Origin of the sequence: Devosia neptuniae, from assembly GCF_025452235.1 — a bacterium.
Taxonomy (GTDB): domain Bacteria; phylum Pseudomonadota; class Alphaproteobacteria; order Rhizobiales; family Devosiaceae; genus Devosia.
This window is the reverse complement of the sequence record NZ_CP104965.1, coordinates 303,547-325,557: the sequence shown is the minus strand read 5'-3', so window position 1 is coordinate 325,557 and position 22,011 is coordinate 303,547. Positions and strand designations below refer to the sequence as shown.

Genomic DNA, 22,011 nt, shown 5'->3' with positions numbered 1-22,011 from the left:
GTTGTCGCGTTCGGCGGATAGTTCAGCCGCCGATATGGGTGAGCTTGTCGGGATTGCGGATCATGTAGATGGCGGTGATCTTGCCGTTTTCGATGGCAAAGGCCGTGGTTTGCAGGATAGCGCCCCGTTCGCGGCTGACATAGCCGGGCAGACCATCGATCCAGGCCGGGCGGATGAACTGGGTCCAGTCGGGGCCTAGCTTGCGGTAGAGACCGCCATACATGCGCAGCACATGCTCCAGGCCGATAATGGGGCGCAGGAAGGCGAAAACCTTGCCGCCGCCGTCCGAATGCAGCACGACATCGTCGGCCAGCAGAGCCCGCAACGCGGTGACATCGCCCGAATGGGCGGCGGAGAAGAAGGCCTGGGCAATACGGTCGCCATCCTCCCGGGCGACGGGGAAACGGGGGCGAGCCTGCTGCACATGCTTTCGGGCGCGCGAGGCAAGCTGGCGCACGGCGGGCGCGTCGCGGCCAAGCGTGGTTGCAATCTCCTCGAGCGGCTGGCCGAAGACATCGTGCAGCAGGAAGGCGGCGCGTTCGAGCGGCGACAGGCGTTCGAGCGCGAGCATGAGCGTCATGGTCAGCTCGTCGGTGTCGATGCCCGGTTCTTCCGGCTCGATGATGGGTTCAGGCAGCCAGCTGCCGACATAGAGTTCGCGCCGGGCGCGGGCCGATTTCAGCTCATCGAGGCAGAGCCGGGTAACGATGCGGGTGAGGAAGGCGCCCACATTGTTGACCGCGGACTGATCGGTGTTGGACCAGCGCAGCCAGGCATCCTGCACGATATCCTCGGCAGCGGCGCGGCCACCGAGCATGCGATAGCCCAGACGCACCAGCCGGGGCCGGTGCGTCTCGAACAGATCTGAAGCCTGCTCAGGCGCCATGTGTGTCCTCGGGGAAGGGCGGGGGCACGGCAAAGCCGACCTGCAGGCGGTTCCACACATTGATGGCGCCGATCGCCAGCGTCAGGTTGACTTGTTCCTCCGGCGTGAAGGCGGCCTCGAGGATTTCATATTCAGCCTCCTCGATATCGGTTTCCGATAGCCGCGTGAGGCGCTCCGTCCAGGCCAGGGCTGCTCGCTCGCGTGCCGTGTAGTGTGGCGCCTCGCGCCAGGCATCCAGCAGGTAGAGTCGCATGTCGCTTTCACCCGATTTGCGCAGCGAGGTGGCGTGCATATGGATGCAATAGGCGCAGCCATTGATTTGCGAGGCGCGCAGCTTGACCAGCTCCAGCAGTCCCGTTTCAAGACTACTCCCCTTGAGCGCGGCTTCAAGCGCCATCAAGGCCTTGATCGCGGCGGGAGCCTTGGCGAGGTGGTCGTCCAATCGTGCTTTCATCGTGGTGCTCCTCACCGCGCCGTCTGGCTGGCGAGCCAGTCGCCATAGCCAATGGTGCCGAGGCGGGCCGTACCGCGCGGCAGCAGGGTGTCATCGGCGAGGCGGGCGCCGAAATAGGGGGCGTCCGGGCTGCCGATCACGGCGCGGGTGTCGCCGACATCGCGTAGATACCGGCTCAGCAGCTCGGACATGCGCACCTTGTCCGGACCGGCGATTTCGAGGGTAGCGTTGAGCGGAGCGCCGAGAGCGACATCGGCCATGACCGCCGCAACGTCGGGCGATGCGATAGGCTGGATGAAGGCGGTGGAGAGCGTGATGGTGCCCTCGGCGCCGGCCGACTTGGCGATGCCGCCGAGGAATTCGAAAAACTGGGTCGAATGCACGATGGTATAGGGGATGGGCGAGGCTTTTATCAGGGCTTCCTGTGCCTGTTTGCCGCGGAAATAGCCGCTGTCGCCAAGGTCCTGCGTGCCCACCACCGAGAGCGCGAGGTGATGGCGAACGCCTGCGGCTTCTTCTGCGGCCAGCAGGTTGCGCCCCGCCGTCTGGAAGAATTCGAGCACGGCCGCATCCTCGAAGGAGGGTGAATTGGCCAGGTCCAGCACCACATCCGTTCCGGCCATGGCCTGGGCCAGGCCCTCGCCGGTGATGGTGTTGACGCCAGAACTGGGAGAGGCGGAAATGACTTCATGGCCGCGCTCGAGAAGAAGGCGCACGGTCTTGGAGCCGATAAGGCCGGTGCCGCCGATGACGAGGATCTTCATAGTCTTGTCCTGCTGATTGACGCCGGCCGCGATTGGCAGCGTCTTCAGCAGCAAGACGAGACGACGCGGACCGGTTGTGACATGGGCGGAAAAAAAGATTCTGCGCCGGGCATGTCACACTGCTGGCGGCGGTCTCGTCCTGGATGCAGCAACCTTGAGTACGGGGCATCCCATGCATGTCGGAAGATCCTATAGACCAATTGAATTCGCGCTATGGTCTCGCGGCAGCATAGTGTTCATGGTGGCGGTGAGCCTGTGTGCGATCGGGGTCTATAATATCCCCCCGATTGCCGGCTTCTCCGTGCCCTGGCCGATTGTCGTGGTGCTCGGCACGACGGTTTCGCTGATGGCCGGTTTCAAGAACTCGCAGGTGCTGGTGCGAAGTGCGGAGGCCCTGCAGGCCTTTGCGCAGATATCGGCGAGCAGCCGCATGCTGTCCCGGTTCTGCGCCGATTTCACCGATGAGCCAACCATGCGCATGCTGGTCTTCCGGCACATCGCCTGGATGACCGCACTGCGCCATTGCCTGCGCCGGCCGATGCCCTGGGAGTCGATGGGCCGCAAGGCCAATGCGGAATTTCGCAAGCGGTATCACATCGTCGAGGATACGACGTCGCTGACCCATGAATTGGAGACATTGCTGGGCAGGGAGGCGGCCGCAAAGATACTCGCCAGTGGCATGCTGGCTGCGCCGTTGCAGCTGCTCGACAGTCAAGGGCACCAGATCAATCTTCTGTTCCGCGACGCCCGCCTGCCGCCGCAGGTCTATGCCGAACTGCTCAAGCTGATGCGGGATTTCCACGACCAGCAGGCACGCTGCGACCGCATCAAGAACAGCCCTTATCCGCGCCAATATGCCATTGTCAGCTCGATGTTCGTAGCCATCTTCTGCACGCTGCTGCCGTTCGGCGCCGTGCCGGTCTTTGCGGAGATGAGCAAGCTTGGTGGCGTGTGGAGCGTGATTTCCATCTGGCTGACCATTCCGTTCAGCGCGCTGCTTGGCTGGATGTATATGTCGCTCGACCAAGTGGGCGAGAGCACATCAAATCCGTTCGAGGGCGGCGCGAACGACGTGCCGATCTCCCAGATCTGTCGTGAGATCGAGATCGAACTGCGCGCAGCGATGGGCGAGACGGAACTGCCCGCGCCGCTGCTCCCTCGCAATGGCATTGCCACATAGACGCAGGGGCGCAGCCGAGCAACTACGCCGACGGTGGTTGGCTGACGTCGAGGAACGCGGGCAGCCGACCTCTTGAGTCTTGTGCTACAGATCGGGGTGGCGCCGGTATTGTGGACGTCTCGTATTATCGCACTGGCGGCGGAGCCGGCATTCGCACTCGGTTTGCCTCACACAACCAATGGCAGCTTCAGGTTAAGTAGGCTTCTAAGCGGCCTGTCACGCGGTCGCCCTTCGCGTGCCCTCAGCGAAGCCCGCCACCGCCAGGAGCTTTTCGCGGCTGCCGGTGAAGTTCTGGCCACGCTCGCCGTCGAAGGCGAGGTCGATCAGCGTCCGCCATTCCACATCGTCAATGCCGTAATGGCTGTGGTTGGTGGCGACGCCCAGCTTGGTCAAGGTTGCCGCCAGCTGATTGGCAGCGTTTCCAATATCGTTGCCAAAGATGGCCTGCAGGCCTTCGGCGCATAGGCCGCCGTCCCCCTTCACGCCGCGCATGATCATCGGCAGCGAGAAGGAACAGGCGATCCCGTGCGGTACGCCGTAACGCAGCGTGATGGGGTAGGACAGAGAATGCGCGATTGCCGACTTGGTGTTTGAGAAGGCAAATCCAGCTAGCGTTGCGGCACGCGCCATGCGGTCCCGCAATTGGGGATTGCGCAGATCATTGGCCAGAAGAGGCAATGTCGAGAGCACGCCTTTGGCGGCAGCAACGGCATGCGCCATCGACACCGGATTGGCATTGCGGTTCCACAGGCTCTCCAGCGCGTGGGACAAGGCGTCGAGGCCCGTCTGGATGGTCAGGTCGCGCGGCTTGCCGATCATGAGGTCAGGGTCGACGAGTGCGACTTCGGGATAGAGACCCGGATGGGCCAGCGAATATTTGAGGCCGGCGGCATTGTCCCAGATCGTGCCCCAGCAGGTGACTTCACTGCCAGTCCCGGCCGTGGTGGGGACGGCTATCAGCGGCAAAGGCTTTACCGTCTCGGCGCCAGCGCGCTTGTTGAGATAGGCGTCGACCACGCCGAAGTCGCCCCGCGCTGCAGCAAAGACCTTGGCAGAGTCGATGACCGAACCGCCGCCGAGCGCGACCACGACCTCGGGCGGTGTACTCAGCCCGGCGAATCGTCCCGCCTGCGCTTCAAGCAGCAAAATATCGGGGTTTGGCGCGATATCGTCGATGACCAATACCGGGGCGCCAGCCTTGGCCTCGAGCTCGGCCGAGAGCGAGCGGAAATATGGTTCGCCATAGGTTACGAGCGCATAGCTGCGGCCTCCAATGGCGGCTGCGAGCATTGAAAAACTGCCGCGGCCAAAGCGAACATCAACGGGATTTCGATACGACCACACGGCAAATTCCTGACCTGATTTCGTTGGGCCAGAGAAAACTGTCGAAAATTCAATCCATTGACTAATACAAATTTTTGCGGATTATCATAGGCTGTGGCTATAGTATTCACTCACCTTCGCTCCTTCCATGCCGTCGCCGAAAACCGCGGCTTCACGGCCGCAGCTGGTGCTTTGAACATCAGCCAGCCGACCGTCACCACCCAGGTCAAAGAGCTTGAAGAGCGCTACGGGGTGGAACTTCTCGTGCGCCGCGGCCGTCGTGTAGAGCTGACGGAAACGGGTGCCGCGCTGTTCGATATCACCCGACGGATCATGAGCCTGCATGGCGAGGCCGAGGAACTTTTGCTCAGCAGCGGGCAATTGACCACCGGCCAGTTGCGGGTGGCGGCGGTGGGACCGTTTCATGCCACCGAGATGGTGGCGCGGTTCCTCGCAAAGTACCCCTCGATAAAAGTCAGCATGCTGCTGGGCAATTCCGACCAGACGCTGGATAGAATTCTGGAACTGGAATCGGACGTGGCGATCCTTGCCCATGTGGTCGAGGACCCTCGGATCTATTCGGTGGCTTTCGCCACGCACGAAGTCGTCGCGTTCGTCAATTCGCAACACCCCTGGTATGATCGCCAGAGTATCACAATGGCTGAGCTCGCCGGCCAGCCACTGATCCTGCGCGAAACCGGATCGACCACGCGTCGTGCGTTCGAAGCTGCCGCGCGGCAGGCTGGTGTGCCGATTGAGCCGCTGCTCGAGATTGGTAGCCGAGAAGGCGTGTGGAAGGCAGTCGAGCAGGGACTGGGCATTGGGGTTGTCGCGGATTTTGAGTTTGTGCCACACCCCCATCTCAAGACTGTCCACATTGCCGATGCGGTCATTCAAACCGAATACCGACTGGCCTGCCTGTTGGAGCGGCGTCATTCGCCCAAGATCGAGGCATTCATGCATTCCGTGCTGCAGCCCTGAACGCACTTGCCCGCAATGCATAGAGCCAAGCTATTGATGCATTGAAACTAACTAATTGACCCGCAAGCGAGCGGGGCATGACATCGGGCAAGTCTGCAAAGGCAAGCCCATGCACTTCTCGCTCATCCTGCTCCATATGGCCGGCGCCACCATGCTGTTGCTTTACGCCGTACACATGGTGCGCATGGGTATGGAATTGGCCTTCGGCCACACCCTGCGCAGTATGCTCGGACAGGCCAAGCGGGGCCAGCTGGCAGCGGCAGGCGGTGGCCTGGCCATGGCAGTCATGCTGCAAAGTTCGACCGCGGTTGCCATGCTCGCCTGCGGATTTGCGGCGAGTGGAATTCTGGCAACGCCGACGGGATTGGCGCTGCTGCTCGGCGCCGATCTTGGTTCGGCCCTTGTCGTGCGAATTCTGACATTTGATCTGGGCTGGCTGTTACCGGTTTTCCTGTTCGCCGGCGGCGTCATGCACCTCAAGCTGTCGGGCGAACGGGTCCGCGAGGCCGGCCGGATGGTATTGGGCATAGGCTTGGTTCTTTTGTCGCTGCAACTCATCGCGGCGGCCACCGGGCCATTGCGCAACAGCGCCATGTTGCCGTCGCTATCCGCTTATCTGGCCGACGACTATTTGACGGCGTTCCTGATTGGCGCCCTGTTTACCTGGCTTGTGCATTCGAGTGTGGCCGCTATCCTCATGGTGTCGGCCCTGGCCGCCCAGGGGCTGATCCCGCTAGAGGCGGGCGTTCCGCTTGTCCTCGGTGCCAATCTCGGTGGCGGACTGATCGCCGTCTGGTTATCGCGCGGCATGCCAGTCGCGGCGCAACGCCTCCCGATGGGAAATCTGCTCTTTCGTGCGACAGGGGCCGTTCTGGCCCTTGCCGTCATCAATACCAGCGGCTTGTCGATGCAGGCGCTGGGGGCCGATCCCGGCGCGGCGCTGGTCAATTTCCATCTTCTGTTCAATGCCGCTCTGGCGCTGGTCAGCCTGCCACTGGTGCGGATCGTGGGCGATCTAACCTGTCGGTTGCTGCCGGACCGCCCCGTTGCTGGGACGGCGCATCGGGTCAGCGCGCTCGATCGCTCGGTCATCGGCACGCCGCATCTGGCGCTTGCCAGTGCGACGCGCGAATTGCTGCGCATGGGCGAGCTGGTCGAGGTGATGGTGCGGCCGGTCACGGAGTTGATACGAGCGGGCGACCGAGCAGCCATCCTGCGCGTGCGCGAAATGGACGAGACCGTCAACCACACCCATACCGCCATCAAACTCTACCTTGCCGAACTCAATCGAGGGCAGATGAGCGTGCAGGAAGCCAAGCGCAGCATCGAGCTGACCGACTTCGCCATCAACCTCGAACATGTCGGTGACGTCATCGCAAAGAACCTGCTCGTGCTGGCGCAGGAGCGTCTCGACAAGAACTGGCGCTTTTCCGCCGAGGGGTGGGCAGAGCTGGTCGCGTTGCATGAACGACTGATCGAGAACATGCACCTCGCGCTTAACCTGCTCGTAACCCGGGATCTTCCGTCGGCGCGTCAGCTTGTCGTTGAAAAGGAACGGATGCGGCGGCTGCACCGCCATAGTTATAGCGAGCATCTGAAACGCCTGCAGTCCGGAACTCCCGAGAGTATCGAGACCAGTGGCATGCATCTCGAGATTGCTCGCGGGTTCAAGGAAATCAACTCGCTGCTGGTCACTGTCGCCTACCCCATTCTGACCGAAAGCGGGGATCTACTGGAGAGCCGCCTCTCCAAGGTGAATTAAGCTATAGCTTTGGCCTATAGGTTCAATTCAGAAATGCGATTTTCCAAATGGAGCCGCTGGGTTCAAACAGTTTGGGAACCGAAGCAACACAATACCAGGCCAAGGAAACCCTATGAACCAGATGTCCCCAATTGCGGTGAATGCGAACGGACGCAGTTATCCTTGGCCGCGCGTGCCGGCAATTGCTATCTGCCTGGACGGCTGTGAGCCGGCCTATCTGGACGAGGCGATCAAGGCCGGATTGATGCCGGCGCTGGAGCGGATCAAGGCCAAGGGTACGGTGCGGACCGCATTCAGCGTCATTCCCAGCTTTACCAACCCCAATAATATGTCGATTGCGACCGGGCGGCCGCCGGCCGTGCACGGCATTTGCGGCAACTACCTCTACAACCCGGAGACGGGTGAAGAGGTGATGATGAATGACCCCAAGTTCCTGCGGGCGCCGACAGTGTTCCAGGCGTTCTACGACGCTGGCGCCAGGGTGGCCGTGGTGACGGCCAAGGACAAGCTGCGCTCGCTGCTCGGCCACGGACTGCACTTTAACGAAGATCGGGCGATCTGCTTTTCGTCGGAAAAATCCGACACCACCATAATGGCGCAGCACGGCATCGACAACGCTTCCAAATGGCTGGGCCGGCCGGTGCCGGAAGTTTATTCGGCCGAATTGTCGGAATTCGTGTTTGCGGCGGGGGTGAAGCTGCTCAGAGAATGGCGTCCCGACGTCATGTATCTTACCACCACCGATTATGTGCAGCACAAATACGCACCAGGGGTGAAGCAGGCCAACGACTTCTACGAGATGTTCGACCGCTACCTGGCGGAGCTGGACGCGCTGGGCGCCACCATCGTAGTGACCGCCGATCATGGCATGAAGCCCAAGCACCATGCGGACGGTTCGCCCAATGTGGTCTATGTGCAGGACCTGCTCGACGAGTGGCTGGGCAAGGACGCGGCCCGGGTCATTCTGCCGATTACCGACCCCTATGTGGTGCACCACGGGGCGCTGGGCTCGTTCGCCACTGCCTACCTGCCCAAGGGCGCTGACCGCGCCGATATCATCGCCCGGTTGCAGGGCGTCGAAGACATGATCCTGGTGGTCGATCGCGAAGAGGCCTGCCGCCGGTTCGAACTGCCGGAGGACCGGATCGGGGACATCGTGATGATCTCGGGCGAGAACAAGACCATCGGCACCAGTGAACACCGCCACGACCTGGCGGCGCTCAACGAGCCGTTGCGCTCGCATGGCGGGCTCACCGAACAGGCAGTGCCGTTCATCACCAACCGCGTACTGCCCGACCAACCCGAGGCGCCGGCCTTGCGCAATTTCGATGCGTTCTACTACGCGACACTGGCTGCCGCGCAGCCCGCAAATTAGGGGCGGCCATCATGAACGTGGTAGAAAAGAAGATGGCGGTACGGCACGAGCCGATGCGGATTGCCGGCCAAAAGGTCGATGCCGAAGGCGTTGTCAAAGTTTATTACCCTTGGGACAACAGTGTCATTGGCACTGTTCCGGCGGGTGGAGCCGAACACGCGCGGCGTGCCTTTAAGATCGCGGCAGCTTACAAGCCCAAGCTGACCCGCTACGAGCGGCAGCTGATCCTGCTCAAGACCGCCGACGCGCTGAACGCGCGCAAAGAGGAGATCTCCGACCTCATCACGCTGGAGCTGGGCATTTCCAAGCTGGATTCGCTCTATGAAGTCGGCCGCGCCTTTGACGTCTTCACCCTGACCGGACAGATGTGCATCCATGATGACGGGCAGATCTTTTCCTGCGACCTCACTCCGCACGGCAAGGCGCGCAAGATATTCACAACCCGCGAGCCGCTGAAGGCCATCTCGGCGATCACTCCGTTCAACCACCCCCTCAACATGGTGTCGCACAAGGTGGCGCCGGCCATCGCAACCAACAATTGCGTCGTGCTCAAGCCGACCGAGCTGACCCCAATGACCGCGCTGATCCTGGCGGATATTCTCTATGAGGCGGGACTGCCGCCGGAGATGCTATCGGTGGTCACCGGCTGGCCGACGGATATCGGCGACGAGATGATCACCAACCCGGACATCGATCTCATCACCTTCACCGGTGGTGTGCCGGTGGGCAAGTTGATTGCGTCCAAGGCCGGCTACAAGCGCCAGGTTCTTGAGCTGGGCGGCAACGACCCGCTGATTATTCTCAACGATTTGTCTGACGACGATCTGGCGCGCGCTGCGGATCTGGCTGTTGCCGGCGCCACCAAGAACTCCGGCCAACGCTGCACCGCGGTCAAGCGCATCCTGGTGCAGGAGCGCGTGGCAGACCGGTTTGTCCCCCTAGTGCTGGAACGCGCCAAGAAATTGCGGTTCGGTGACCCGATGGATCGCTCGACGGACCTGGGGACTGTCGTCAGCGAGCGCGCGGCCAGGCTCTTTGAAGACCGTGTCCATATCGCCGCAGAGCAGGGCGCCGAAATCCTCTACCACCCGGGCCGTCGTGGTGCGCTATTGCCCCCCATCGTGGTCGATCACGTGCCGCACGGCTCCGAGCTGGTTATGGAAGAGACCTTCGGTCCGATCATCCCGATCATCCGCGCGCCGGACGATGACGATGAACTCATCGCGCTGTCAAACTCGACCGCCTTCGGGCTGTCCTCGGGCGTCTGTACCAACGATTTCCGGCGCATGCAGAAATACATCGCCGGGCTCGAAGTTGGCACGGTAAACATCTGGGAAGTTCCGGGCTACCGCATCGAGATGAGCCCTTTCGGCGGCATCAAGGATTCGGGGAACGGCTATAAGGAAGGCGTCATCGACGCGATGAAGAGCTACACCAACGTCAAGACCTTCTCCCTGCCGTGGTGATCTGTTGCCACTGCGGCTGAGTTTCTCGCCGCAGTGGCCATCCGGCGCTCAGCGCCTAAGTTGCTGCACCGGGTGCCGCATTATCTTCCATGCCTGCGCCCGCTCGAGTAATGTCGCAAAACTGTCATTTGATCAATGTAACTCGCCGATCGATAGATTTGATCTATACGCTCCATAGATAGATGAGATTGGACCGGAACGTAGTGCGGTGCGAGCCTGCCTTATCGCTCCTGGCATACGTCGCCGTAAAAGACGTCGAGATCAGGTCGCATGAGTGAAAGTTTGGGATGGCTCGCCGCGCTGTCGCGGCAGAAACTGGAGCACGACGTGACAACGATTTCCAAAAGAGATTTTTTGAGACTGCTAGGGTTCGGCGCGTCCACGCTCGGCTTGCAGTCAATGCTCGGAAGTTTTGCGTTCGCGCAGGATGGAGCGCTTCCAGGCTGGGCCGCGCTGCCTGACGGCGCCGTGCCGAAGACGGGCGGCAAGCTGGTCTACGCTCAGACCTATCCCAATTGGGCCGTCGGCACCTCCGACAATGGCAAGCATCCCTATTACTGGATCGATCTGCTGACGCGCTCGGTCTGGAACAGCTTGGTATGGGTCGATCACGACTATAACCTGCAAGGTGAACTGGCTGAAAGCTGGGCTGCGACCGATGAAACGCTCAAGGTGTGGGATTTCAAGCTGCGCGAAGGCGTGCTGTTCCACAACGGCAAGGAAATGACGTCGGATGACGTGGTTGCCTCTTTCAATGCGCATATTGCGCAGAAGGGCAGTGGCTTTATTACCAAGTGGTTCGAAAAGATTGAGGCGCAGGGCCCTTATGCCGTCCGGTTCACTCTGAATGCGCCTTACGCCGAATGGCCCTATGCCCTGGCGGAATATCGTCTGGTGGTCGTGCCGGCAGCCGAGCCGGAGGTCATTTTCACGGATGGCATCGGCACGGGCCCGTTCAAGCTGGTTGAGGTCGACAATCGCCGCGGCTTCAAGGCGGTTCGAAATGAGAACTACTGGCTGACCGGACGGCCATTCCTCGATGAACTCGAAGGTTATGTGGTCAATTCCCAGACCGCGATCAACGGCTTCCGCTCGGGACAGTTCAATGCCGTTTTCAATATCGATCCGACCACTGCTGGGCAGTATGAGACCGACGGCGGCATCATCCACAAATCTGCCGGCGGCGACCAGTTCCTGATCGCTCTGCCCAAGAACCTTGATATCGCCTGGAATGATCCGCGCGTTCGCCTCGCCGTGAGCCTGAGCATCGACCGCGAAGCGATCAACAGCATCGTCTACAATGATCCGGGCACTTGGGTCGGAAACGATACCCAGATGTCAGGGCTCAATGCAGAGTTCCTGGCACGCGACAAGGCGTATGATGTCGAGGCCGCAAAGAAGCTGTTGGCCGAGGCCGGCTATGCAAACGGCATCGACCTGCCGCCTGTCGTGTTCTCACCCTCGTTCCCGGAAATGCCCCGCATCATGGCGATCGTGGTTGAATCGCTGAAAAAGGGGGGGATCAACATGGAAATCCGTGAAATGCCGACCGACGGTTTTGACGCCTACGTAAAGTCGGTCAACGAGCCTTACGGACGTCCTTCGGCTGGTGTGGTGGGGCCACGCAACGCGGCGATCAATCTTGGACGCATGGTGGCAAACGAGCAGGAAAAGGGTGCCTGGACAGGCGAGAGCGCGGATGCATTTGCCAAGCTCTATGCCGAAACGATCGCCGAGCCGAGCGCGGAAAAACGCCTGGGAATATATCAGGAGCTGCAGCGGATCATCCAGTCGGATACCCCTGCCATTGTGCTGGGCGGCCGCCGCAACATGTTGGCGCATGCCCCGACCGTGAAGAACCTGAAATCGCACTCGCAGAACTGGTCGAGCCGGTTTGATGACGTCTGGATCGAATCCTAAGACCTGAACCGAGGGGCGCGTCACGCGCCCCTTTCCACATCCAGGATCGCGCTATGTCACAGATATTAGCAATGACCGGGCGGCGCCTGCTGATGGCGTTTTTCATTCTCAGCGTTACGGCTTTGATCGTGTTCCTGGGAACGGAGGTGCTGCCGGGCGACGCGCTGACAGCCACCATTCCGGCAGAAGAGCTGCAGTTCTATAGCCCGGCCCAGCTCGATGAGATGCGCAGCGAGCTGGGACTTGATCGTCCCATCCCGGTCCGCTTCTTCGAAGTATGGACCCGGCTGATGACCTTCGATTTCGGCACCACGATCATCAAGCACGAGCCGGTGGCGGCGCGAATCTTTCATCCCATGGTCAACTCCGCCATCCTGGCCGGTGTCGCGCTCGTCGTCATGCTGGCCATGGTGATCTCGCTGGGCACGCTGGCCAGCCTTAAACCCGGCGGACGCCTCGACACGACCATCAGCGCGACGACGCTGTTCACCTATTCCATGCCCGACTTCGTGGTCAGCAACCTCTTTGTCATCGTCTTCGCGGTCTGGCTCGGCCTGGCCCCGGCGGTGATCCTGGCGCCCACCAACGCCCCCAAGCTGACTATCCTCGCGGCTTCCATTCTTCCGGTCCTGGCGCTTTGCGTTCACGGCGTCGCCTATCAGTTCCGGTTGCTTCGCGCCGGCATGGTGGAGGCGCTGAACAGCGACTATGTCGAGCGCGCCCGGCTGGCCGGTATCCCCACCTGGCGCATTAGCCTTGTTCACGCCCTGCCGGCCGCGTTGATTCCGATGCTCAATGGCACGGCCACCTTTGTTGCCGGCCTGCTGTCCGGATCGGTCGTGGTGGAGGCGGTGTTCAAGTATCCGGGCGCCGGCGGCGAGTTGCTGCGTGCCCTTTCGCAGCGGGAAATCCCCACCATCCAGGCCATCGCCTTCCTCGCCGCCCTGGCGGTGATCGTCGCCAACCTGCTGGCGGACCTCGCCATCCTCGCTCTCGATCCCCGCGTTCGCACGAGGCCTCAAAATGGCTGATATCCCGGTTTCAACGCCCCTTCGCCCTTTGCCCGGCTTTCTGCGGTCGCGGCGCCTACGGCGCGCCCTGTCCGAGCCCGCGACATTGATCGGGGTCATCCTCGTGGTCGCCCACCTGCTGCTGGCACTCCTCGCACCCCTATTGGCGCCCTATGACACCAGCGCCCTGGTCGGCGCCCCGTTGCAACACCCCTCCTGGGAGTTCTTTATGGGAACGGACCAGATCGGGCGTGACTATTTCAGCCGCATCATCGCTGGTGGTCGCATCGCCTTGATGGTTTCCTTTCTTGGCGTCGCCATGGCCGTGGTGGTTGGGACCGCGCTCGGCGTCATAGCTGGTTATGTTGGTGGTCGGACGGACGAGATCATCATGCGCATCGTCGATGCGATGATGGCGATTCCCGATTTGATCCTGATTGCCATTCTCATTCTGGCGCTGGGCACCGGACCCGGTGCGCTGATCCCCGTCGTGGCCGTGGTCTATACCTGGGGCGTGGTCCGCGTTATCCGCGCCAAGACCATCACTCTGTCGACGCTCGACTTCGTGCGCTCGGCCGAATTGCGGGGCGAAACGCGCCTGGCCGTCATGCTGCGTGAAATTCTGCCCAACCTGATCGGCCTGCTTGGCGTGGAATTGGCAGTCCGGGTCTCCTCGGCAGTGCTTCGCATCAGCGCACTCTCGTTCCTGGGCCTGGGCATCAGCCAGCCCACGCCCGATTGGGGGCTGATGGTGCAGGAAGCCATGGGCGTCATCTTCACCGATCCATGGTTTCTGCTGCTGCCCGCCATCATGCTCTCCAGCCTGATCATCGGCGTCAATTTCATGGTCGACGGCCTTTCGCGCGCCTTCGGTATCACCACAGCGGAGCTTGGCTGAGATGACCGCGCCCCATATTGATGTTCGCAATCTCAAACTTGTCTACAAGACCGGCCCGCAAGCCGAACTGGCCGCCATCGATAATATCAGCTTTTCCATCGGGAAGGGCGAGACGCTCGGCATCGTTGGTGAAAGCGGTTGCGGCAAGTCATCGCTGGCCCGCGCCTTTCTTGCCTATACACGGCCTGGTGCGCGCATTGCGGGTGGCGCCCTCATGGTGGGCGGGACCGACGTCTTTGCGCTCACCGGGGAAGCGTTACACCGGTACCGCGGCGGCCACGCTGCCATGGTGCCACAGAACCCACTTTCCGCGCTAACCCCGCATCGCACTATCGGGCAGCACCTGGTCGAGTTGATCCGGACACACAACGCGGCCGGCGGCGTTTCGCCCAGGCAGAAGGCGATCGAGCTTCTGGCCAGCATGGAACTGCCCGATCCTTCGGCGATCTTCGCGCGCTACCCCCACCAGCTGTCCGGCGGCCAGCGCCAGCGGGTCGTCATTGCCGCGGCGCTGGTGGCCGAACCGGAGCTGATCGTCCTCGATGAGCCGACCACAGCCCTCGACAAGACCGTGGAGACGCAGGTGCTCGATCTGGTCAGCCGCTTGCAGAAGCGTACCAATACCACGCTGATCTATGTGAGCCACGACCTGAACGTCGTCGCCCGCATGTGCGACCGGGTCCTCGTCATGCAGCATGGCAAGGTGCTGGAGGATGGCCCGACCAGGGAGGTCTTCACCGCACCCAGGACCGAATATGCCAGAACGCTCATCGCGGCGATCCCCAAGCTGCGGACAAACTCACGCGCCGAGCCGGTCCGACTGGCCACGGCGCCGCCGATCTTGAGCATTCGCGACCTCGATTTCAGCTATGGCGGCAAACGCTCGCGGCTGATTTCGCGATTCTTCCAGGCGCCGCCTGCCCGTCACACCCTCAAGGACATTTCATTGTCCATACCTGCCGGCTCGACCTTGGGCGTCGTCGGTGAATCGGGCAGCGGCAAGTCCACGCTTGCCAGCCTGGTTGCCGGTCTGGTGCACGGCAATGGTGGCAAGATCATCTTCGATGGCCAGCCTCTTTCGGGCCTCGTCAATGGTCGCGGCCGTGAATTGCGCCGGCGCGTTCAGCTCATCTTCCAGGATCCCGCATCCTCGCTCAATCCCCAGCATAGCGTGGAGCAGATTATCGCCCGGCCGCTGCAGATTTTCTTTGGCATGACGCGCGCTGCCAGTCGTGACCGGGTGGTGCAGTTGCTCGAAGAACTCGACCTCGATGCAGGCTTGCTCACCCGCTCGCCACGGCAGCTATCGGGCGGCCAGCAGCAACGTGTGGCCATCGCACGAGCGTTCGCTTGCAAGCCGGACCTGGTATTGTGCGATGAGGTGACATCGGCGCTCGATGTCACGGTTCAGGCTCAAGTGCTCAAACAGATGAAGCGGCTGCAGCGCGAGCACAATACGGCCTATCTCTTTATCTCGCATGATCTGCCTGTAGTCGCCGAGATGTCAGACCAGATGCTGGTGCTGGAGGCGGGCGAAATCCGCGACTACGCCGACACCGGCACCATCCTGTCCAATCCCAACTCGACCTACACAAAAAATCTATTGCAAGCGTTTGCCAGCGCTTCTGCGCATTCCACCAACAGGACTCTCCAGCATGTCAGCTAACGCCTTTTCCGCCCCGGGCCGCTTCTACAAGGGCAATTTGCATACCCATTCGACGCGTTCCGATGGCCTGCTGGACCCGGAAGAAGTCTGCAAACGCTATCGTGAGCGCGGCTACGACTTCCTCTGCTTGTCGGATCATTTCCTGCCCGCCTATGACTATCCGGTGGTCGACACGTCGGCCTACCGCACCAATAGCTTCACCACCATTCCCGGCGCCGAATGCCATGCCCTTGCCACCGAGGGCGGCGAGCACTGGCACATCCTCGCCGTCGGCCTGCCGCTCGATTTCGAGCCGAACCGGCAGGACGAAACCGGCTCGAAGCTCGCCCAGCGCTGTCTCGACGCCGGCGCCTTCGTCGTCATCCCGCATCCCGAATGGTACGCGCTGACGCTGGGCGATGCCCAGTCCATCCCGGGCGCCCATGCCGTGGAAGTCTATAACCACACCAGCCAGGTCCGGCAGGCCCGCGGCGGCGGCGCCTATTATCTCGATGCGCTCCTCACCGCCGGCCGGCACATCAACGCTACAGCCGCCGACGACGCGCATTGGTTTTATGAGGGCGACCGTAACCGCGACGCCTTCGGCGGCTGGGTGATGGTGAAATCCGAGCGCAACGAACCGGAAGAGCTGGTTGAAGCGCTAAAAGCCGGCCATTACTACTCAACCCAGGGTCCGAGCATCGAGAATATCGTCGTCGCCGATGGAACGGTGGCCATCGAGTGTTCGGAAGCCATCCAGATTATGGTCGTCGGCCGCGGGTCCAAAAACGAAGCGATTTCGGGCGGCGGCATAACCTCCGCGCGTCTCCCATTGAAAAAATTCGAGGGGAGCTGGTGCCGCGTTATGGTGATGTCCGAAGATGGCAAGCTCGCCTGGTCAAACCCATTTTATTGTTAGCGAACACGGCGGAGCCCGCCTTCGTCGTGATCGACGTCGATTGCATCTGCCGTCCAGTGTGGCCGTGGGTCCCCGTGGGCTATACGGCCCGAGCCATGCGCGCATAAATCCTCAGTCCGCTAGTGAGCTTGGGCGTCAGCAATGAAGTGGTCACGCCGTTGGGAAGCAAGCGGGCTTCCCTTGTGACAAGGGACCTCTCCGGCGCACGTGGTTATGGCGGCAATCTTTGGGTTGGTCGGATATGGCCTCTACAAGCTGGGGTTCGAAGCCGCGCCCCTGGCACTGGGCTTCGTGCTGGGCGACCTGCTCGAGCAAAAGCTGCGTCAGGCGCTGATCATTTCCAATGGCGATCCCTCCACCTTCATTCACTCCCCGCTCTCGGCCGGGTTGCTGCTGGTGGCTGTCATCGCGCTGGTCATGGCCGTGCTCCCATCCATTCGACGCTCGCGCGACGAAGTGTTTGTCGATTCCTGATCTTGGTGGATCGCCGGGCGCAGTCCCGGCGGTCTGCTAGCGCTGAACGAGAACAGCGACGCATCAAACTCATCGATCAGCGGCCTGCCAGCGGCTCGAGCTCGCGGCCAATGGCGGTGGGCGTCACCTGTCGGGTCGTGCGCTGAAACAACTGCGCCCCCACCATGCCTTCCAGCTTCTGGATACGCCGAGATAATGCTGGCTGTGACATGTTGAGAACGTCGGCAGCGCGACGAAAATTGGAAAGCTCCATTGGAGCGATGAAGGCTCTCAGATCCAGCGTGTCGCAGTTGAAATCACTCGATAAACTCCGGACCAGCCAAGGCGACCGGCGGACGACAGGCGCTTTCTTGGAACTATCGTGGGCAGGAACGGCCCGCCGAGGAGAAAGACAACCCGGCCGTTGCGTTGGTGAACGGCCGGTGCTCGGCTGTCCGCATTTGGATGAGCGCTGAAGGATGCCGTGCGATTTGTTCGCAATTGGAGCAGTGAGTTTACCTGCGGCTCGCGGCGGATGAAGGCTGCCCCGCCGATCCGCTTGCGAGCGCCCGCGCTACACCCCTCAGTTCCGCCAATCCCTTCAACCGGCCGATCAGCGGATAGCCCGGCTGCCCGCCACGGTTCAGGTCGTCGAGGATATCCTGGCCGTGATCGGGCCGCATCGGAATTATCGCGTCGGAGCGTCCGGCGGCCTTGCGTCGCGCTTCCTCGTCAACGATTGCTCTGATCAGCGCGACCATGTCGACGCTACCGTCCAGATGCTCGCTTTCATAGAAGGAGCCGCCCACGCCCTCGCTTTCCAGCTGCACATTGCGCAGATGCAGGAAATGCACGCGGTCGCCCAGGCGCTGCATGATGCCGGCAAGATCGTTGTCCGGCCGCGCCCCGAGCGCGCCGGAACACAGGGTCATCCCGTTGGCCGCATCCGGCAGATGATCGAGCATGGCGCGATAGTCGGCTTCGGTCGACATGATGCGCGGCAGGCCCATCAGGGAAAATGGGGGATCGTCCGGATGGCAGCAGAGGCGTATGCCGAGCGCCGCCGCAACCGGCACCACTTCTTCGAGAAAATCGAACAAATGCCGGCGCAATCGCTCGCTCGATATGTCGCCATACCGCGCCAGATGTTCCTGCACGGTGTCGACTGACAATCGGTCAGCGGCTCCGGGCAATCCTGCCAGCACGCTTGCCGCCAGCTTCTGTTTGTCGGCGTCGCTCATGCGCTTGAAGCGAGCCGTGGCTTCGGTTGCGACAGCTTGCGAAACGCTCTCGGCCGCGCCTTTGCGCTGGAGCAGGTGAATGTCGAAGGCTGCGAAGTCGATCGCGTCGAACCGCATGCAGGTGCCGCCATGCGGCAGTCGCCAGGCCAGGTCGGTGCGGGTCCAGTCGATGACCGGCATGAAATTGTAGCAGACCGTTGAAATACCGGCCGCTGCGAGGTTTGCGAGGCTCAGTTTGTAATTGGCGATGTGCTCGCGCCAGGCGCCGGTCTGCCGTTTGATGTCCTCGGAAACCGGCAGGCTTTCCACCACAAGCCAGACGAGGCCCGAAGCGCGGCCATCGCGTGTCGTGCTTATCTGGGCCTGGCGTTTTGCGATCTCGCTTGCGGGCCAGACTGCGCCGTCGGGGATATGGTGCAAGGCAGAGACGATGCCGGTGGCACCCGTCTGCATGATGTCGGAAATGGTGGTGACGTCGGACGGGCCGAACCAGCGCCAGGTTTCGATCATGCCTGGCGCTCAATGGCGGCCCCATCGGCATCGAACAGGTGCCAATGGCTTTCGCGCGGGGCCAGATAGAGCACGTCGCCGCGCTTGGCGAGGCTCTGCCCGGCTTCGTGCACCAGGATCGGCACTTCGCCCGCCAGGGTGCAGTGCAGGTAGCTATTGGCGCCATATTGCTCGGCGACCCCGACCGTGACCGGCCAGCCGCTATCCGCATCGCGGGACACCACGAAATCCTCGGGCCGGATTCCCAGCGTTGCCGGAGCGCTGGCCAGCGGCTGTGCCAGGGCACCCGGCAGGGTCAGCGGCGGCAAGCCGGGCGCTTCGAACACCACCTGCCCGGCGGAGGCGGCGGAGGCCTTGCCCTCGACGAAGTTCATGCGCGGGGAACCGATAAAGCCCGCGACAAACAGATTGCGCGGATGGTTGTAGAGTTCGAGCGGCGCGCCGACCTGTTCGATAATGCCCTTGCGCAGCACGACGATCTTGTCGGCCATGGTCATGGCCTCGATCTGATCGTGCGTCACGTAGATCATCGTATTGCCCAGCCGTTCATGCAGCTTGGTAATCTCGACCCGCATCAGCACGCGCAGTTCGGCATCGAGGTTGGATAGCGGCTCGTCGAACAGGAATATCTTGGGATCGCGGGTGATGGCCCGGCCGATCGCGACGCGCTGGCGTTGTCCGCCCGACAATTGTTTTGGCCGCCGTTCCAGCAATTGCTCGATCTGCAGCAGACGGGCGGCATCGGAGACGCGGCGGTTGATTTCGGCCTTGTCCATGCGGATGTTCTCGAGCCCGAAGCTGAGATTTTCCCGCACCGTCATATGCGGATAAAGCGCGTAGGACTGAAACACCATGGCCACGCCGCGGTCGGCGGCGGGTACGTCGACGACGCTGGCATTGTCGATGCGGATGTCGCCATCCGAGACATCTTCAAGGCCAGCGATCAGCCGGAGCAGGGTGGATTTTCCACACCCGGAAGGGCCGACGAAAACGACGAATTCGCCATCCATGATCTCGAGGTCAACGCCGGGGATGACTTCGACGGCACCGAAGGATTTCTTGACATTTTGAAGCGTGAGATTGGCCATCAATATGGTCCTTACTTGATACCGGTCGAGGCAATGCCGCTGGTGATGTAGCGTTGCAGGAAGATGAAGGCGAAGGCGAGCGGCAGGGCCGTCAGCGTCGTCATCGCCAACAGGATTTCATAGCGCACGCCGTATTCGGTCTGAAACGAGGCCAGGGCCAGTTGCAGCGTGTAGGACTCGCGCCGGGTCAGCACGACCAGTGGCAACAGGAAGTCGTTCCAGCGTGACAGGATCGAGAAGATTGCGACAACCGCGAGGGCCGGGGAGGACAGCGGCAGGATGATGCGCCAGAAGATGCGCCATTCGCTGGCGTGGTCCATGCGGGCCGCCTCGATCAATTCGTCCGGGATGGTCAGCATATATTGCCGCAACAGGAAGACGCCGGTCGGGGTGGCAACAGTGGGCAGGATGACGCCCCAGAGATTTCCCACCAGCCCAAGCTGGGCAACGATCATATAGGTGGGGACCAGCACCACCGTTGCCGGGATCATCAGGGTGGCAAGGATCGAAACCAGCGCCGCGTTGGAGCCGCGGAAGCGGTATTTGGAGAGGGCGAAGGCCGCCATGGAATTCATCACCAGCGTGATGATGGTTGCCACCACCGTGATGAAGAGACTGTTGAACAGATAGCGCCACATCTGCCCGCCGGAACTGCTCAGCAGATTGGTGTAGTTCTCGGTGGCAAGGTGCAATTGCCGGACCGGCGTCGCATTGCCCACCGGCACCACGATCCGCTCCTGCGGATTGGCGGGATCGATCATCTGCGCCTGGATGCCGACCCGGCGCAATTGCGCCAGTTGGCGGGTCTGGCCATCCTCGCCCACCACGTCAAACAAGGGCAGGGGCTCGTTATGGCCTTCCACCACTACCGTCTGGGCCGCATAGGGCAGCAGTGTGGGCGGAAATTCGGTCAGGTTTGCCGGCGTCTTGAGGGAAGAAATGGCCACCCACAGCACTGGGGTAAACATCACCAGCAGCCCGAGGAACAGGTAGAGATAGGTCAGCCAGTCGGTCCAATCGAGCCGCTTGCGCCCGCGCCGGCGCGTGGCGAATTCAACGATCGACACTGTCGGTTTGGCTTCGCTGAGATCAGTCATTATTGCCACCTCGCGAAATGCGCATTTGGATACCGGTGAAAATCAACAAGGCCAGTCCCAGGAACAGCGACGCGGCAGCAGCCAGGCCGAAATTGCGGGGCTGGGTGGCGAAGCCGACTTCGTAGATATACTGGACCATCAGCATGGTGGCCGAGCCGGGCCCGCCGCCGGTCAGCACATAGAGTTCGTCGAAAGTCTGCACCGAGCGGATCACCGCCAGGATGAAAACCACCAGCATGACCGGCTTGAGCAGCGGCAGCGTGATCCGGGTGAACACCCGCCACGGGGAGGCAGAGTCCATCTTGGCCGCCTCGTAGACATCGCGTGGAATGGCCTGCAGCCCGGCCAGCAGAATGATCGTGTAGAAGCCCATATGGGCCCAGACGGTCACGAAGACCGACCAGAAGAATGCCGTATTGGGGAAGACCAGCCAATTAACCGGCGTCAAACCGGCGGCCGAAATCAGCCCGTTCAGCGCCCCATTGCGCTGCAGGATCCACTGCCAGGTCAGCGCCACCACCACGGGGGACAGCATGACGGGGAAAAAGAAGATGCCGCGGAAGAACCCTCGGCCGATAATATCGCGGTTCAGGCAGATCGCCGTCAGCAGGGCGACGGCAATCATGCAGATCACCTGCACCGGCACGAACACCATCGTATTGCCCAATGCCCGCCAGAACAGATCGCGCGAGCAGGTGGATGGATCAAGATAATTGCCGCAATCGAGTAGGCTCTGGTAATTGGCGCCGCCGACAAAAGGACGATCCCAGGGGAACAGCCGGTCGCTGCCGCTCACCGAATAGAAGATGTTGATGAATACCGGCAGCAGGGCGAACAGCACGACGGCAACCAGGTTGGGCAGCAGGAAGACCCAGGGCATCCGCTTGATGCCGACGCCGCGCTGGATACCCGACATTGCCGGCTCGATGAGGCGCGCCGGCAGTGACAGGATCGCGCCAGCGGCCGAGGCGAGTTGAACCCTTGCGCTCATGAGACTGTTCCTTGAATTGGATGGATAAGGCCGCCCCGTACGGAACGG

Annotated in this window: 19 protein-coding genes and 1 pseudogene; 11 read left to right on the top strand and 9 right to left on the bottom strand. The window is 61.8% G+C overall.

What is annotated here, in order from left to right; all coding sequences use genetic code 11:
* Positions 1-22: 22 nt before the first annotated feature.
* From N8A98_RS04045 to N8A98_RS04035, 3 genes are read right to left on the bottom strand one after another with little or no spacing between them, the layout of a single operon-like run.
* Positions 23-886, bottom strand: coding sequence for a sigma-70 family RNA polymerase sigma factor (locus tag N8A98_RS04045; protein ID WP_262169377.1), 864 nt, complete (start codon positions 884-886; stop codon positions 23-25).
* Positions 876-1,340: a carboxymuconolactone decarboxylase family protein gene (locus tag N8A98_RS04040; protein ID WP_262169374.1), complete on the bottom strand. Its 465-nt coding sequence runs from the start codon at positions 1,338-1,340 to the stop codon at positions 876-878. The genes N8A98_RS04045 and N8A98_RS04040 overlap by 11 nt, the downstream gene beginning before the upstream one ends.
* A gap of 11 nt (positions 1,341-1,351) precedes the next feature.
* Positions 1,352-2,104 (bottom strand): SDR family oxidoreductase, encoded by a 753-nt coding sequence (locus N8A98_RS04035; RefSeq protein ID WP_262169372.1) that lies wholly within the window; start codon positions 2,102-2,104, stop codon positions 1,352-1,354.
* A 238-nt stretch (positions 2,105-2,342) separates the two neighbouring features.
* Here N8A98_RS04035 and N8A98_RS04030 point away from each other — a divergent pair, with 238 nt between their 5' ends.
* Entirely contained in the window at positions 2,343-3,284 is a 942-nt protein-coding gene (locus tag N8A98_RS04030; RefSeq protein WP_262169371.1) for a bestrophin family protein, read from the top strand.
* A 216-nt stretch (positions 3,285-3,500) separates the two neighbouring features.
* Here the strand turns inward: N8A98_RS04030 and N8A98_RS04025 are convergent, their stop codons facing one another.
* The gene (locus N8A98_RS04025; RefSeq protein WP_262169369.1) at positions 3,501-4,574 is read right to left on the bottom strand and encodes a phosphonoacetaldehyde reductase; all 1,074 of its coding nucleotides are present in this window, start codon (positions 4,572-4,574) and stop codon (positions 3,501-3,503) included.
* Positions 4,575-4,721: 147 nt separating this feature from the next.
* On the opposite strand from N8A98_RS04025, the gene N8A98_RS04020 reads away from it, so the two are divergent.
* The 10 genes from N8A98_RS04020 to N8A98_RS03975 all read left to right on the top strand — a co-directional run bounded on the left by N8A98_RS04020 (position 4,722) and on the right by N8A98_RS03975 (position 17,057).
* Entirely contained in the window at positions 4,722-5,588 is an 867-nt protein-coding gene (locus N8A98_RS04020) for a LysR substrate-binding domain-containing protein (RefSeq protein WP_262169366.1), read from the top strand.
* A gap of 109 nt (positions 5,589-5,697) precedes the next feature.
* Entirely contained in the window at positions 5,698-7,350 is a 1,653-nt protein-coding gene (locus N8A98_RS04015) for a Na/Pi cotransporter family protein (RefSeq protein ID WP_262169364.1), read from the top strand.
* A gap of 112 nt (positions 7,351-7,462) precedes the next feature.
* The gene (gene phnA / locus N8A98_RS04010; protein WP_262169361.1) at positions 7,463-8,725 is read left to right on the top strand and encodes a phosphonoacetate hydrolase; all 1,263 of its coding nucleotides are present in this window, start codon (positions 7,463-7,465) and stop codon (positions 8,723-8,725) included.
* A gap of 11 nt (positions 8,726-8,736) precedes the next feature.
* Positions 8,737-10,191 carry a phosphonoacetaldehyde dehydrogenase gene (gene phnY / locus N8A98_RS04005; protein ID WP_262169359.1) on the top strand — a complete coding sequence of 485 codons (1,455 nt, stop codon included), beginning with the start codon at positions 8,737-8,739 and terminating at the stop codon, positions 10,189-10,191.
* A 270-nt stretch (positions 10,192-10,461) separates the two neighbouring features.
* Positions 10,462-12,111 carry an ABC transporter substrate-binding protein gene (locus tag N8A98_RS04000; protein WP_262169356.1) on the top strand — a complete coding sequence of 550 codons (1,650 nt, stop codon included), beginning with the start codon at positions 10,462-10,464 and terminating at the stop codon, positions 12,109-12,111.
* 53 nt (positions 12,112-12,164) lie between these two features.
* The gene (locus N8A98_RS03995; protein ID WP_262169353.1) at positions 12,165-13,142 is read left to right on the top strand and encodes an ABC transporter permease; all 978 of its coding nucleotides are present in this window, start codon (positions 12,165-12,167) and stop codon (positions 13,140-13,142) included.
* Complete coding sequence (locus N8A98_RS03990) at positions 13,135-14,019, top strand: ABC transporter permease (protein ID WP_262169351.1); 885 nt, start codon at positions 13,135-13,137, stop codon at positions 14,017-14,019. The genes N8A98_RS03995 and N8A98_RS03990 overlap by 8 nt, the downstream gene beginning before the upstream one ends.
* A 1-nt stretch (position 14,020) precedes the next feature.
* Complete coding sequence (locus tag N8A98_RS03985) at positions 14,021-15,685, top strand: dipeptide ABC transporter ATP-binding protein (RefSeq protein ID WP_262169349.1); 1,665 nt, start codon at positions 14,021-14,023, stop codon at positions 15,683-15,685.
* Entirely contained in the window at positions 15,675-16,583 is a 909-nt protein-coding gene (locus N8A98_RS03980; RefSeq protein WP_262169346.1) for a PHP domain-containing protein, read from the top strand. Before N8A98_RS03985 ends, N8A98_RS03980 begins: the two co-directional genes overlap by 11 nt.
* 213 nt (positions 16,584-16,796) lie before the next feature.
* Positions 16,797-17,057: a hypothetical protein gene (locus tag N8A98_RS03975; protein ID WP_262172135.1), complete on the top strand. Its 261-nt coding sequence runs from the start codon at positions 16,797-16,799 to the stop codon at positions 17,055-17,057.
* A gap of 47 nt (positions 17,058-17,104) precedes the next feature.
* Here the strand turns inward: N8A98_RS03975 and N8A98_RS03970 are convergent.
* From N8A98_RS03970 to N8A98_RS03950, 5 genes and pseudogenes are all read right to left on the bottom strand, one after another.
* Positions 17,105-17,310, bottom strand: a pseudogene (locus N8A98_RS03970) (LysR family transcriptional regulator); the annotation flags it as partial.
* Between the two features lie 241 nt (positions 17,311-17,551).
* The gene (gene uxuA / locus N8A98_RS03965; RefSeq protein ID WP_262169344.1) at positions 17,552-18,787 is read right to left on the bottom strand and encodes a mannonate dehydratase; all 1,236 of its coding nucleotides are present in this window, start codon (positions 18,785-18,787) and stop codon (positions 17,552-17,554) included.
* Positions 18,784-19,875 (bottom strand): ABC transporter ATP-binding protein, encoded by a 1,092-nt coding sequence (locus N8A98_RS03960; RefSeq protein WP_262169341.1) that lies wholly within the window; start codon positions 19,873-19,875, stop codon positions 18,784-18,786. The genes uxuA and N8A98_RS03960 overlap by 4 nt, the downstream gene beginning before the upstream one ends.
* Positions 19,876-19,886: 11 nt before the next feature.
* On the bottom strand, positions 19,887-20,972 hold the full coding sequence (locus tag N8A98_RS03955; RefSeq protein WP_262169339.1) for a carbohydrate ABC transporter permease: 1,086 nt from the start codon (positions 20,970-20,972) through the stop codon (positions 19,887-19,889).
* Positions 20,965-21,963 carry a carbohydrate ABC transporter permease gene (locus N8A98_RS03950; RefSeq protein WP_262169336.1) on the bottom strand — a complete coding sequence of 333 codons (999 nt, stop codon included), beginning with the start codon at positions 21,961-21,963 and terminating at the stop codon, positions 20,965-20,967. Before N8A98_RS03950 ends, N8A98_RS03955 begins: the two co-directional genes overlap by 8 nt.
* Between the last annotated feature and the right edge of the window lie 48 nt (positions 21,964-22,011).